Source organism: Chryseobacterium sp. DT-167, assembly GCF_058310155.1.
This window is the reverse complement of the sequence record NZ_JBZEEQ010000013.1, coordinates 1-14,384: the sequence shown is the minus strand read 5'-3', so window position 1 is coordinate 14,384 and position 14,384 is coordinate 1. Positions and strand designations below refer to the sequence as shown.

Sequence of the window (14,384 nt, the reverse complement as noted above, 5' to 3'; positions counted from 1 at the left end):
TTTATATTTAGTTTAAAAATTAAAGATTTCCTCTTTTTTCCTGTTCTCTCTCTAAAGCTTCGAAAAGTGCTTTGAAATTACCTGCTCCGAAGCTTTGTGCGCCGTGTCTTTCAATGATTTCAAAGAATAGAGTAGGGCGGTCTTCTACAGGTTTTGTAAAGATTTGTAATAAATAACCTTCCTCATCATGGTCGATCAGAATTCCAAGATCCTGAAGTTTTTTAAGATCTTCATCGATGTGACCTACTCTTTCAGGGACCATGTTGTAATATGCTTCCGGCGGAGCAGAAAGGAATTCTACACCACGTTTTTTTAGTTCAGTCACTGTATGGATGATGTCTTTCGTAGCAACTGCAATATGCTGTACACCTTCACCTTCGTAGAAATCAAGATATTCTTCTACCTGAGATTTTTTCTTTCCTTCAGCAGGCTCGTTGATCGGGAATTTTGCAAATCCGTTTCCGTTTGACATTACTTTAGACATCAATGCAGAATATTCTGTGTTAATTTGTTTGTCATCAAATGACAGGATGTTAACAAATCCCATTACTTTTTCGTACCATTCAACAGTTGGCATCATTCTGTCCCAGTCTACATTTCCTACACAGTGATCAACATACAAAAGACCGGCTTCCTCAGGTTTGTAGTCGCTTTCCCATTTTTGATAACCGGGCATGAAAGGACCTGTATAGTTTTTTCTTTCGATAAACATATGAACAGTTTCTCCGTAAGTATAAATTCCGGACATTCTCACTTCACCGTATTCATCTGTCAACGTTACCGGCTCTAAATATGGTTTTCCGCCTCTTTTTGTGGTCTCTTCAAATGCAGAATAAGCGTCATCTACCCAAAGTGCCAAAATCTTCACTCCATCACCGTGTTTTTTTACATGTTCGCTGATTGGCGAGTCAGATTTAAGACCTGTCGTTAAGATTAATCTGATTTTTCCTTGCTGAAGAACATAAGAAGCACGGTCTCTCACTCCGGTTTCCGGACCTGCGTAAGCAACTGACTGAAAACCAAATGCTGTTTTATAATAATGAGCAGCCTGCTTTGCGTTTCCTACATAAAACTCAATATAATCTGTACCGTTGATAGGCAAAAAATTCTCGGCCTGAGCAATTTTTTCGGCAAATGTAAGTGTTGACATATTTTTATTTTTTACTTTTTATTTAATAGGTTGCAAATTACAAAATTCCTGTAAATAATTAAAAACATTATTGTTGTCAGGTTGATTTCGTTATATTTAACAAAAAATAAAGTTTATTTAAGTATATTTAAGTTTATTGTTTTTATGGTGTTTTTTCTACATTTGTAGGAGAAATCACAAATAGTGAAACAAAGTTGATAAAACAAATGAAGCCGTAAGTAATACGGCTTTTATTTTTTAATATTTAACCTCCCTGCGTCCGGATTGTAATTATCCCAAATTCTCCAGACATTATTTATTTTACGAATAAAGTAAATCTGAGTGTTCAGCTGATTGACAAAATGTTGCTCACCCGTTTCGCCAACTTTAAAGAGAAGATTCCAAAACTCCTGAGTTTCCAGTATTTTTTTATCAGGCTCATCCGTTATTATATTGATGTCAAATACTTCAAAGTTTGAGCGGTTGTTTTTGGTTACCAGCTCAAATTTCCGTTCACAAAGTTCTCTGCTGAATTCTGATGCCCTTTCTAAAAAGGGTGAGTTTTCAAAAACAAGATCTTCAAACAGTTCGAGTTTCAGTACAGGAAAGTTTTTATATAATTCGAAAACGGTAGTACAGTATCTGTAAACAATATCTGTTGAGAATATATCTTCATCGGCATCTTTTTTATCCATCTCATTTTTTTTAATATGATAGATGTAAGAATTAAGATCATTAAAGCCTAAAAATATACAAATTTTATCCAGCGTTTTCAGGAAACGTAGGTCGTTATGGGTTTTATCCTGATAGTTACTTTCAAAAAACCGCTGAAGGGTGATATGTGAAATTGTATTTCCCAACTCAAATTTTTTGTCGTACTTGAGTTGTTCGGACGAAGCGAGTTCTTCTTTGATAATTTCTGAAAGAATTATATAATGACTTCTTTTCCAATCCTGCACCTTCCCCAAGACCGAATCTTTTACTTTAGAATGTTTTACAACTTCATCCTTTATCGAATTATATATAGTTTTCAAATATGTGTTATTTATCAAAAAATTTTAGCAAAAAGATTGCCATAAGATTTCTGTGTTTTTATTTTTCTCTAATTTCAATAAATGTACGTTTTTTTAAACGGAAGAAATCCCGGAAATATTTTTAAAGTTTAAATCTTTCGTGTGCTGCCCTTTCGAGCATTTCTCTGTCATCAGGATGTGCAATACTTATAAGTTCCTGAGCTCTCTGACGAAGATTTTTACCATAAAGGTAAGCGGTTCCGTATTCTGTAACTACCCAATGAATGTGTCCTCTTGTTGTCACAACTCCAGCTCCTTGTTTGAGAAAGGAACGATTCTCGAAACACCCTTTTTTGTTCTGGAAGTAATAGCGATAATGGGTTTTCCGTCTTCACTTAAAGCTGCACCTCGCATAAAATCCATTTGACCGCCAATTCCGCTGTACTGCATAGTTCCGATAGAATCTGCACAAACTTGTCCGGTCAAATCAATTTCAATCGCAGAATTGATGGCAACCATTTTTTTGTTTCTCATAATATTGATCGGAAAATTGACATTGCTTACATCGTCAAATGAAAAAACAGTATTATCATCAACATAATCGTACAATTTTCTCGTTCCGAAGCAGAAACTGGTGATGGTTTTATTGTCGTTATAGCCTTTGTACTTATTGTTGATGACATCATTTTGAATTAAATCAATTACTCCGTCGCTCAGCATTTCTGTGTGAACGCCAAGATCTTTATGATTTCCCAAACATTTTAAAACGGCATCAGGAATAGTTCCGATTCCCATTTGTAATGTTGATTTATCTTCAATAAGTTCTGCAACGTTTTTCCCGACAAGCATTTCTTCAGGACCAACTTTTGCTCCGTAATCTACTGTAGGGAGCTCTTCTTCATGCCAAACCAGTTTATTGATTCTGCTTACATGAATCATTCCGTCTCCATGGGTTCTTGGCATTAACGGATTTACTATTGCAACGATGATTTTTGCCGTGTCAACTGCGGCTCTTGCGACATCAACTGAGGTTCCCAATGTACAAAATCCGTGCTTATCCGGTGGCGAAACGGTAATTAGAGCAACATCCAGCGGCAAAATATTTTTTCTGAATAAAATCGGAATTTCACTTAAAAATACAGGAACAAAATCGCCCCTGTCAGAATTGACCGCATCACGAACAGGTGTTGAAACGAACAATGAATTCACAAAAAATTTATCTCTATATTCAGGTTTTGCAATTTCTACATTTCCCTGTTGGGTGATGGAAACCATTTCTACATTATCCAGCCGGTGAGACTGTCTTGCAAGTTCATCAATTAAATAATTCGGAGTACATGCACTTCCGTGAAAAAATACCCGGTTTCCGCTCTTGATCGTATAAATTGCTTCTTCTGCGCTGATGTAATTATGCATATTGAATTTTTTTATAAATTTTTCTTAGTCTTAAAGATAGTTCATATTGTTTTTATTGAGTAAGGATATTCTCAGATATTTATCATGTTTTATTTAAATCTGATAAATAAAAAGGGCTGAATGCAGTACATTCAGCCCTCTCAGTTATTGTAAATTCACTTTATTCCTGCGAACGGTCTTCCAGACTATGATCTTCACTTTCCAGCCAAGAGGTTTTGTATGATGGATCTTCCACTTTCATTGCTTCTTCAGTAATCTGCAACGGACGGAAAGGGTCAACCATCACGGCGTATTCTTCCGTAAATTTTTTTCCGATGCTTCTTTCCATTGCTCCGGGATGAGGTCCGTGAACGATTCCTCCCGGATGTAAAGTGAAATCCATTAAATCAATATGATTTCTGCTCATGAAATCGCCTTCCGTATAGAATAAAACCTCATCAGAATCAATATTTGAGTGATTATAAGGTGCCGGAATTGCCATCGGATGATAGTCGTACATTCTTGCACAGAACGAACAAACCACAAAATTGTGAGCCTCAAAAGTCTGGTGAACCGGTGGCGGTTGGTGAATTCTCCCCGTAATCGGTTCGAAATTTTTGATATTGAATTTATAAGGATAAAAATAACCGTCCCAACCTACAACATCGAACGGGTGTGTTGCGTAGATAAAATCTGTAATCTGATTTTCTTTTTTTACTTTAATTAAAAATTCCCCCTTTTCGTCTTTTGGTTCTTTAAAAGTAGGAGCAATGATGTCTCTTTCACAAAACGGAGAATGCTCCAAAAGCTGTCCAAATTCATTTCTGTATCTTTTCGGAGTATAAATCGGAGAATGACTTTCTACTACAAAAAAGACAGTGTCATCAGAATTCAGCTCAACCTGATAAATCGTTCCTCTCGGAATAATAAGGTAATCACCAACAGAAAATTCAAGATCACCGACAAAGGTTTTCAAAATTCCGCTTCCGTTGTGAACATATAAAAGTTCATCACATTCGGCATTTTTATAAAAATAATCCATCGATTTTCTTGGCTTCGACAATCCCATTTTCAGGTCATTGTTCACCATCAAAAACTTTCGGCTGTCCATAAAATCGTCTTCAGGAGTGACATTCATTCCTTTAAACATTCTTGGTGTCACGTTTTTGCTCACCGCAATTTTTGGTGTCACATCTTTCGGCTCACCAATCGATTTGATCTGTGTAGGACGATGAATGTGGTAGAGCAAAGAAGAAATTCCATGAAAACCTTCTGTACCGAAAAGTTGCTCATAATAGAATTTGTCTTCCGGAGATTTGAAAATCGTATGCCTTTTTGGTGGGATATTTCCCGATTGATGATATCTCATTTTACTTTATATGTGGAATCTCAAATTTAATATTTTTTAATGAATTGAAATTAAAAACAAATTTTATTTAAGTTTTGTCATTCTAAAATTAATTGTTAGTTTTGTCTAACAATTTTAATTTCATGAGGCGAATATTATTTTCTGTAGTCTTTTTATCATCTTACTGTTTCTCTCAGGAAACGGACAGTTTAGATTTAAATCAGTTTAAAAAGATGGATTCAGTTAAAATTCCGGAGAAAAAAGAAATCAAAACAAAATTGATTGATGATGTTGTCATTACCGGAACAATAAAACCGATGAGCAAATCAAAAAGTCCGGTCGCTGTTGAAATTTACAGCCAGAAGTTTTTCCAGAAAAACCCGACTCCGAATGTTTTTGAGGCGATTGCAATGGTGAACGGAGTAAAGCCCCAGCTGAATTGTTCGGTCTGTAATACGGGAGATATTCACATCAATGGTCTGGAAGGACCTTACACCATGATTTTAATAGACGGAATGCCGATTGTAAGTTCGCTCTCAACAGTTTATGGTTTAAGCGGAATTCCCAACAGTCTGATTGACAGAATTGAGGTGGTGAAAGGTCCCGCTTCGTCACTTTATGGTTCTGAAGCGATGGGCGGAGTGATCAATATTATCACAAAAAACGCTTTAACGGCTCCGAAATTAAGCATTGATCTCATGACAACAACATGGAGTGAAAGTAACTTCGATCTTTCAACAAAATTTAATTTCGGAAAAAATGTTGCGTCAATTTTGAGTCTGAATTATTTTAATTTTAATGAAAAAATAGATCAGAATAAAGACAATTTCACCGATGCAGCCCTTCAAAACAGAATTTCCGTTTTCAATAAATGGAATTTTCAGAGAAAAGAAAACCGATTGGGAAGTTTTGCATTAAGGTATTTATACGAAGACCGTTTTGGTGGAGAAATGCAGTGGAATAAATCGTATCGTGGAAGCAATGAAGTCTATGGAGAAAGCATCTACACCAACAGAGTAGAAGCTTTTGGAGTGTATCAATGGCCGATGAAAGAAAATATCATCACTCAGTTTTCTTACAATTTTCACGACCAGAATTCATTTTATGGAAGCAATCCTTTTACGGCGACCCAAAAAGTAGCTTTTGCGCAAACCTATTGGGATAAGAAACTGGGAAATCATGATTTGATTTTGGGGGCGACTTTCAAAAAAACATTTTATGATGACAACACTCCCGGAACTTCATCAGCAGACGGATTTACCAATGAGCCGATGAAATCACCTATTTTCGGGGCATTTATTCAGGATCAGTGGGAGATCAATGAAAAACATACGCTGTTGCTGGGCTACAGATTTGATTACGATAAAATTCATCATTCTGTGCATTCTCCGAGATTTGCCTGGAAGTTTTCTCCGAATCCTTATCATACTTTAAGGTTGAATTTCGGGACGGGTTTCCGTGTTGTGAATTTATTTACGGAAGATCATGCCGCTTTGACGGGTTCTCGTGAAGTGGTCATAAAATCAGATTTAAAACCTGAAAGATCTGTCAACGGAAATTTAAATTATATGTGGAAAATTCCGGTGGGTGGAAGAATGATCAATCTTGATGCTTCTGCATTCTATACTTATTTCAGCAATAAAATTGTGGGTGATTTTGATTCTGAACCAGATAAAATTATTTATGATAATCTGCAAGGGTATGGTGTTTCACGGGGCTTGTCTTTGAATCTTGATTACAGTTTCAGTTTTCCTTTAAGTTTAAATTTGGGGGTAACTTACCTGGATGTTTATCAGAAATTTGACGGCGAAAATGAAAAAGTTCAGCAGCTTCATGCCCCGAAATGGAGCGGAACGTATAGTTTGACGTATAAATTTCCGAGCAATTTAACGATAGATTTTACAGGACAGTTTTACGGACCGATGCGATTGCCTGTTTTGCCGAACGACTACCGACCGGAATATTCACCGTTTTATTCGTTGGCAAATATTCAGGTTTCCAAAAGTTTCAAATCCGGATTTGAAGTGTATTGCGGAATTAAAAATTTATTCAATTTCACTCCGAATGATCCTTTGATGCGACCTTTTGATCCGTTTGATAAAAATGTGAATGACCCGATCAATAATCCCAATCATTATACTTTTGATACCACTTACGGTTATGCTCCCATGCAGAGAATCAGGGGTTTTCTTGGTTTAAAATATAATTTGAAATGAAAAAAACAGTTTTTTATTTAATGTTATTTTTAGTGCCTTGTTTTTGTCTTTCTCAGATAAAAACAGGCACTTTTTCGGGCATTGAGAAATTACAGAAACAAAATCAAAAACCAATTATCATTCATTTGTATACCGATTGGTGTTCGGTTTGTAAAATAGAATCTTTTCAACTTAAAAAAGATAAAGATTTAAATAAAATGATCGAAGAAAATTTTTATCTCATTAATTTTGAAGCGGAAAAAACGAAAGAAAAAATCAATTTTCAGGGAAAGGAATTCAATTATTTACCTAACGGAAATTCCGGAATTCATGAGTTGGCTTTGGCATTATCGAAAAATAAAAACCAGCCTGTTTATCCTTTGTGGATTATTTTAGATAAAAATCAGAAGTTGGTTTATTATCATGAAGGAGAATTTAAACCTGAAAAAATGAAGGAGAAGTTGGATGAAATTTTAAAGCTTTAATTTTTATTCTTACAGATTTGCACAGATCTTAAAATCTTAAGAATTATCTCTCGCTGATTTTGGAAATTACGCAGATTTTTTTTCCACTTTAATAATCTGCTAAATAAGCTCAATCTGCGAGAAAAAAAGATCTGTGAAAATCTGCGGGCAAATTTTACTTCAAAAGTACCGCCACAATCCCCAAAATTGCAGGTGACGCCTGAACGAAAAATATTCTTTTCGTCGCAGAAACTCCACCATAAATTCCTGCAATTGCTACGCAGCTCAGAAAAAATAAAGCAACATTTTTTTGCCATTCCGGATCTTTAATCAGGAATGACCAGATCAATCCTGCTGCGAGAAAACCATTATACAAACCCTGATTGGCGGCTAAACCTTTTGTCGGTTTAAACATTTCGGGAGGTAAAGCGGCTTTGAAAACTTCCTTTCCTTTGGTTTCCCACGCAAACATTTCCATCCAGAGAATGTAGAGGTGTTCTAGTGCGACGAGTGCGATCAAAATTTTTGCAACGATTTCCATGATTTAATGTTTTATCATTGTAAAACTAAAAAAATAAAGTTAAGTTTGATTACTTAATTTCGAAAATGGAAACTTTTAAGGCGCATTTAGATAAATTCATTACCTTAACTGATGAAGAATACACATCTGTATTTTCTTATTTTCAGGTAAAAGATGTGAAGAAGAAAGAGAATCTGATGCAGGATGGGGAGGTCTGCAAATCGATGTATTTTGTTCTGAATGGATGTCTGAGGAAATTTTTTATTAACGAAAAAGGGATCGAACAAACCACAGAGTTTGCCATCGAAAACTGGTGGATTACCGATACTTTCGCTTACGAAAGACAGATCAAATCAAATTTCAACATTCAGTCTGTAGAAAAATCTACGGTTTTAACCATTGATTTGCAGACTCAGGAAGAATTACTGAATAAGCATCCTGTAATGGAACGGTATTTCAGAATGATCTACCAGAGATCTTATGCTGCAGCAGAAAGAAGAATCCGTTATTTGTATGAGATGACGAGGGAAGAGTTGTATGTACATTTCAGTACACTTTATCCGTGGTTTATTCAGAGAATTCCGCAATATCTGATCGCTTCATTTTTAGGCTTTACCCCGGAATATCTCAGTGAAATCAGAGCAAAATTACGTTCTTAAACCAGTTTAAGATTTTTCAGGTCTTAAAAGAAGATCTTTGTATCATAATATTAAACAAAACATTATGAGTACAAGAGTAAACATTGCAGCTACAGATTCGGCAGCATATAAAGCAATGATGGGACTTGAAGGCTATCTTCAAACGGTTTCTTTAAATCACCTTCAGAAAGAGCTGATCAAAATCAGAGCTTCACAAATCAACGGATGTGCTTTTTGCCTGGATATGCACACAAAAGATGCGATGAAATATGGCGAAACTCCACAAAGAATTTATCTTCTGAATGCATGGAGAGAAGCTTCAGAACTGTATACAGAAGACGAACAGATACTTTTGGCAATGACAGAAGAAATTACTTTGATCAGCCAGAAAGGGTTAACCGAAGAAACGTACTATAAAGCGAAACAGATCTTCGATGAAAAGCAGATTGCAGAAATTATCATGGCTATTGTAACCATCAATGCATGGAACAGAATTGCAGTAAGTACACATTTGCCAATTATGCAGTAGTCTCTTATTCTTTTTATCAACAGCATGTTTGTCATTCACTACGTCGAATCTTTGATTTCCGCAGGAATCTCTGCAAAGATTTTAACTTTCAACCGTTGAGATTCCTCCGGAATGACAAACATGCTTCTTACGGGTATTACTCTAATCTTCTTTATCCAGCAAATTAATGTATGATGAGGGCGAAATACCTGTACTGTCTTTAAATACTTTTGATAAAGCATTTGCCGATGAAAAGCCGGCTTCTTCAGCCAAATAACTGACTTTGTACTTTCGATATTCCGGATGATTCTCCAGTTTATTCACAATATAATTGATGCGAAGCGTATTAATATAATTGCTGAAATTATCGGCCTTATGTTTTTTAATGACGTTTGAGAGATATTTTACATTGGTTTTGAGCTGTACTGCAATTTTTCCAAGTGTAATTCCTTTTTCGTTGTAGCCGTATGTTTTTTCAAACTTTTCCAGCCCTTTTAGCAGTTTTATTTCTGTTTCCTCACTTAGAGAATCGTCTTTTTGTTCTTCAGTGCTTACTTCGGGCTGTGCTTTCTGAGTATATATTTCTTCGGAAATTCTGTTTTTTCGGAATGCCTCAAAAGCTGCCTTCTCACGGATATGTTTTTTCCTTTGAAAGCTTAAAATGATAAGCAGGGAAAGTATTACAAGACCAAGCCCGATAACTGCTTTATAGAAATAAGATGTAATTGATTTTTTCTCTTTGTTTTCGTTTTTTAATAATTCGGTAGCGGTGCCGAGTTTTGATTTCTGATCTTTGTTTTCCAGCTCCAGATAAGCAGATTTATATTCTTTCAGCTTATTCTGATCGCCATTTTTTTCGTAAAGTTTTATAAACTGGGCGTAGAGTTCTTTCTCTTCATTCAGAAATCCTTTTCCGGAGAAATTCTTTTCAGATTTTTTCAGATTGGTTTCTGCAGAATCATGTTGTTTCTTTTCCAGAAAAAGCATACCCTTTTGCAGATAGGCATTACCAGATATATATGCGTTTTTTCCTTTGTTGATTGCCAGTACTTTATCAAGTGCTGCAATCGCAGAATCATACTGTTTCAGTTCAGTATAGCACATTCCCACATTTCCGTATCCCAAGACGATTGTTTTCTCACGAAGCTCTTTATTGTGTATCGTCAGATAAGAGGCAAGAGCCATTTTTGCATATTTCAGGTAAATACGGCTGCTGTCTTTACTGGTTTCTTTGGTAAACAGACGATAGCTGAAGAGATTTCCAAGATGATGCTTCTCGTTATCATTTTTTGGTACTTTTATCAGATCGATGCCTTTTTGTATATATTCCTTGGCAAGATCATCCATCCCGATTCTTGCATATTGCTGTCCGATGGTGCCGTACATCATGGCTGCCTCTGCCGGATAATCGTATTTTTCTGCAATATCCACAGCAGCCTGAGCATTCTTGAGGGTATTCTGATGATCTCCTCTGGTAGCATAATGATAGGCAAGACATTCATAAGCACGGATGCTCACAAGGTGAAGTTCTTTTTTTTCTGCTTCGTCGATCAAAGCAAACAGTTTTTTCTTCATTTCTTCAGGGTGGCTTTTTATTCCTTCCTGATAATGTTCAAGCTTTGTTTTGTAGGGTTGGGGCATCTCTGTAGTCTGTGCAAAAAATACAGAACAGATAAGCGAAAATGCAAAGGAAAAGAGTACTTGTGTTTTCATCGTATTACGAAGATAGTACATTAGCATAAAAAAAATGCATTTCCAGAAATATTTACAATCAATTAATCATATTTTTTAATTTTTTAAAGTATTGATTTTAAATAGGATACCAACCTCTCACCAGATACCTTCGGTAGAAAATACATCTACATAATTCGGAATTATGTAGGTTAATTACAGGATTCTGTGTGTACAGTCATTGTAACAGTGGTGCATTTGTAGCATTTTTCGAGGGCGATTTCAGAAAGCTTAAGAATCGATGATGCTTTATTGAAATTCAAAAATATAAGGCATGACAAAGAATAAATTACAGTATTTGAAAGGAAAAAGTAAGCAGGAGATCCTGGCAGAGATGGGTCAGGATTTTAATTACTATCCGGCAATGGTCTGGACGTACACTCTCCACGTCAGCTGGCTGGGCAGGAAGACCGTATTATATCTGTTTTTTGAAGATAATGCCGTGAAAGATATAGTCATCAGGAAATATTACGGAAAAGTCAGAAATGAGTTTTAACACCAGAGAGTATACCTATGCAATTCTGAATTATATAGATAAAATTCGGGTTTATATATGCCTGTAGATTGCTAATGTGCATTTAGTTTTTTCTCTTTGTTACGTGAAAAAAGATTCTGAAAACACAATTGAAATTTGTAATTGTCCGAAAACCATAATGATGACACATCAAACCGTAATTAATCTCAGACCATTGATTATAAAAGACCTTCTCTCTGCACTTACAGCAGGGGAGAGGTCTTTTGTGTTCTTGCAATGGGGTCTCTAAGTCCGACATTGACGTTGGATGACCCCATTTTTCAAGTTACGAATCTCAAAGATGAGGTTGCAAGCCTCAAATTTGACGTCAGGAACCTCAAAAATGAGGTGGTACAACCCCAAAATTGACGTTGCAGACCTCAAATTTGATATGATGAACCTCAAAAATGGACTTAACAACGTCAAATATGTACAAATCATTGTAAAAGCGCCGTCACCTTGGGTAGTACAGCGTACTGAGAAGAATTTGTAGGAAGTTTCTCAATACAAATTGTTTCAGAATTTTATTCGAACTGATCATTAATAAACAATAAAATATTTAACAATTAAAAAAATTCAAAAATGAAAAAAATTTTAGTTACGGCTGCATTTTTGGCAGCAGCAATGGCAATGGCACAAGTGGGCATCAATAACGAATCTCCACAGGCAACCCTGGATGTTACTGCAAAAACCACAGACGGCAGCAAGCCGGAAGGAATCATAGCACCAAGACTGACGGGCGACCAGATCAAGGGGAAAGATGCTCAGTATCTTGCAGCGCAGAAAGGAGCGATTGTGTATGCGACCAGCGCAAGCGCAGATGCAGGAGTGGCTGCCACCAAAACAATCAACATCACAGCAGAAGGTTACTATTATTTTGATGGAGCCATCTGGCAAAAATTTAACAGCGGAGCGGTTGCCGGTACAGAACCTTGGTATGATGAGGCTACCAATGCAGGAGCTACTGCCAATACACAGAATATTTACCAAATGGGTAATGTTGGGGTTGGAACAACTACGCCAACAGCAAAACTTCACGTGGTGGATACGGCAACTACAGATGCCAAAACTTCTTTTAAATCCTTTCTCAATTTAAATCAAACAGGTAGTATTACAACATCTCAACGAGCTATAAGTGCTTTTTTGGATATTTTACCTACATCTACTGCTAATTACAATAATGCTGGAAATCCTGCTGCTGGTTCATTCATATACAGAAATGCTGGTGCCGGGAATGTTGATGTTAGTTACGGTATAGCACAAAGAAGTGAAGTAAGTGGTGCTGGAGCTCACATTAACGCTTTCGGTATACAAAATGTTATGCTGGCGAACGGTACGGGTACAATTTCCAATTTAACCGCCCTTCAAAATCAAATAAGTTTAGTAAACACTACTCAGCCATTAGCAAAAGGAGTTTCTGTAATTAGTGATATACGTACCGGCTCCACTTTGGATAATTTTTATGGATACAACATTGAAAAAGGACAATTAACTACGGGAACCATCAATAATTTTTATGGTTATCGTCTTAATTCTGATGCATCGTTAGGAGCTACAAACGCTTGGGCATTCTACAACGATGCCAATATTCCAAGTTATTTTAAAGGATATGTGGGAATCGGGACAAATACGCCGGGAAGACCTTTGGAAATAGTAAGAGAAACCCCAACAGGGAGCGTGGCTAATAGTGGCATAGGATTATTTGAGTTTGATAATGGTACCGGAACTAATGGAGCTCAAATATCTTCCTTTTTTGCACGTGGCACCAAGGCTGCGCCTATTGCACCTACTACGGGAACCACGGTTGGTAATTATAATTTCCACTATTATGCAAATGGTAGTTTTACAAATAGTTCCAATAATTCGGCTATCAAGTCAGTCTACAGAGGAGATGGCAGTAACTACCGAAGTGATCTTATATTTTATACAGCCGGAGCCAGTGGCGCAAGTCCTAGACTATACATTGCCCCGGAAGGTAGTGTAGGAATCGGGACAACTGCACCAACAAACAAATTACACGTAACAAATCCAACAGCCGGAGCCATCCGTATAGAAGACGGTACACAACAAGCAGGAAGAGTATTGACTTCAGATGCCAACGGTGTGGGAACTTGGCAGGCATTGAGCATGGGCAATAAAACAGCGGTAGTACATTTTAGTGGAACCCAAAACATTGCGAATACGTCAGTTGTTGGCGCAACAGCATCCAAAGAAAATCTTGCAGGGAGCATTATCTCTAATGATATAGGAGCCGGTGTATCTGCAAGCAGCGGCAACCTGAATCTACAGGCAGGTAAGTATATGGTATTTATTACCCATGATCTTTCTGCGGGTGAGTATTGTATTTTTGAAGTCAAGAGAAATGATGGTACCAGTCTGTACACTACTTATTATGGGGAGATGCTGAACACTTCTTTCCTTGTAGATATGCCAAGTGATGGTTTTATATCTTTTTATGCGCTTGGTCTGGTTGGAACGCTTAATCCTAGTCCTACATACTATTTGCAGGCTTCTGATTACACCAATGTGCCAATAAATAATCATGTGACGGTATTGAAGCTTAATTGATAATTTTTAATCCTTGATTAACCTTAATTAGCCTTGTCAAAGTTTTAAATCTTGACAGGGCTTTTTGGCTTTTAATCAGAGGTTTTGTCATTGACTATGGCGAATCTTTGATTTCCGGAGGAATCTAAACGTTTGAAATTTACAGTCTTTGTAGAGCTTCCTGCGGAATGACAAACGTGCTGTTGATAAAAAGACAAAAGTCTTTCAACTAATGAAAATTTCTCAAAATATCAATAATTTAAAAACTATTAAGAAGAATGTTTGTCATTGATTTAAGCAGAGTGTTTGTCATTGACTACGTCGAATCTGTGATTTCCGGAGGAATCTAAATGGTTGAAGGTTAAAATCTTTGTAGAGATTC

11 protein-coding genes and 1 pseudogene are annotated in these 14,384 nt (G+C 36.5%); 6 read left to right on the top strand and 6 right to left on the bottom strand.

All coding sequences use genetic code 11. From position 1 onward, the window contains the following. Window positions 1–19: 19 nt before the first annotated feature. From hppD to AC4FQ5_RS16045, 4 genes and pseudogenes are all read right to left on the bottom strand, one after another. Entirely contained in the window at window positions 20–1,150 is a 1,131-nt protein-coding gene (gene hppD / locus AC4FQ5_RS16060; RefSeq protein ID WP_491144924.1) for a 4-hydroxyphenylpyruvate dioxygenase, read from the bottom strand. Window positions 1,151–1,380: 230 nt separating this feature from the next. Beyond that, window positions 1,381–2,163 carry a hypothetical protein gene (locus tag AC4FQ5_RS16055; protein WP_491144923.1) on the bottom strand — a complete coding sequence of 261 codons (783 nt, stop codon included), beginning with the start codon at window positions 2,161–2,163 and terminating at the stop codon, window positions 1,381–1,383. Window positions 2,164–2,284: 121 nt separating this feature from the next. Next, a pseudogene (locus AC4FQ5_RS16050) lies at window positions 2,285–3,558 on the bottom strand (acetyl-CoA hydrolase/transferase family protein). Between the two features lie 160 nt (window positions 3,559–3,718). Further along, a complete protein-coding gene (locus AC4FQ5_RS16045; protein WP_491144921.1) occupies window positions 3,719–4,906 on the bottom strand; it encodes a homogentisate 1,2-dioxygenase in 1,188 nt (395 codons plus the stop codon). 122 nt (window positions 4,907–5,028) lie between these two features. On the opposite strand from AC4FQ5_RS16045, the gene AC4FQ5_RS16040 reads away from it, so the two are divergent. After that, entirely contained in the window at window positions 5,029–7,101 is a 2,073-nt protein-coding gene (locus AC4FQ5_RS16040) for a TonB-dependent receptor plug domain-containing protein (protein WP_491144919.1), read from the top strand. Beyond that, window positions 7,098–7,565, top strand: coding sequence for a thioredoxin family protein (locus AC4FQ5_RS16035; protein ID WP_491144917.1), 468 nt, complete (start codon window positions 7,098–7,100; stop codon window positions 7,563–7,565). Before AC4FQ5_RS16040 ends, AC4FQ5_RS16035 begins: the two co-directional genes overlap by 4 nt. A 154-nt stretch (window positions 7,566–7,719) precedes the next feature. Here AC4FQ5_RS16035 and AC4FQ5_RS16030 read toward each other — a convergent pair whose 3' ends face one another. Further along, the gene (locus tag AC4FQ5_RS16030; RefSeq protein WP_491144916.1) at window positions 7,720–8,085 is read right to left on the bottom strand and encodes a DUF1304 domain-containing protein; all 366 of its coding nucleotides are present in this window, start codon (window positions 8,083–8,085) and stop codon (window positions 7,720–7,722) included. A gap of 65 nt (window positions 8,086–8,150) precedes the next feature. Here AC4FQ5_RS16030 and AC4FQ5_RS16025 point away from each other — a divergent pair, with 65 nt between their 5' ends. After that, on the top strand, window positions 8,151–8,723 hold the full coding sequence (locus tag AC4FQ5_RS16025; protein ID WP_491144915.1) for a Crp/Fnr family transcriptional regulator: 573 nt from the start codon (window positions 8,151–8,153) through the stop codon (window positions 8,721–8,723). Window positions 8,724–8,787: 64 nt separating this feature from the next. Next, window positions 8,788–9,231, top strand: coding sequence for a carboxymuconolactone decarboxylase family protein (locus AC4FQ5_RS16020; protein WP_491144913.1), 444 nt, complete (start codon window positions 8,788–8,790; stop codon window positions 9,229–9,231). A gap of 141 nt (window positions 9,232–9,372) precedes the next feature. On the opposite strand, the gene AC4FQ5_RS16015 is transcribed toward AC4FQ5_RS16020, so the two are convergent. Beyond that, complete coding sequence (locus AC4FQ5_RS16015) at window positions 9,373–10,923, bottom strand: tetratricopeptide repeat protein (RefSeq protein ID WP_491144912.1); 1,551 nt, start codon at window positions 10,921–10,923, stop codon at window positions 9,373–9,375. 292 nt (window positions 10,924–11,215) lie between these two features. Here AC4FQ5_RS16015 and AC4FQ5_RS16010 point away from each other — a divergent pair, with 292 nt between their 5' ends. Beyond that, a complete protein-coding gene (locus AC4FQ5_RS16010) occupies window positions 11,216–11,437 on the top strand; it encodes a hypothetical protein (RefSeq protein ID WP_491144911.1) in 222 nt (73 codons plus the stop codon). 648 nt (window positions 11,438–12,085) lie between these two features. Beyond that, entirely contained in the window at window positions 12,086–14,023 is a 1,938-nt protein-coding gene (locus AC4FQ5_RS16005; protein ID WP_491144909.1) for a phage tail-like protein, read from the top strand. The last annotated feature ends 361 nt before the right edge of the window (window positions 14,024–14,384 follow it).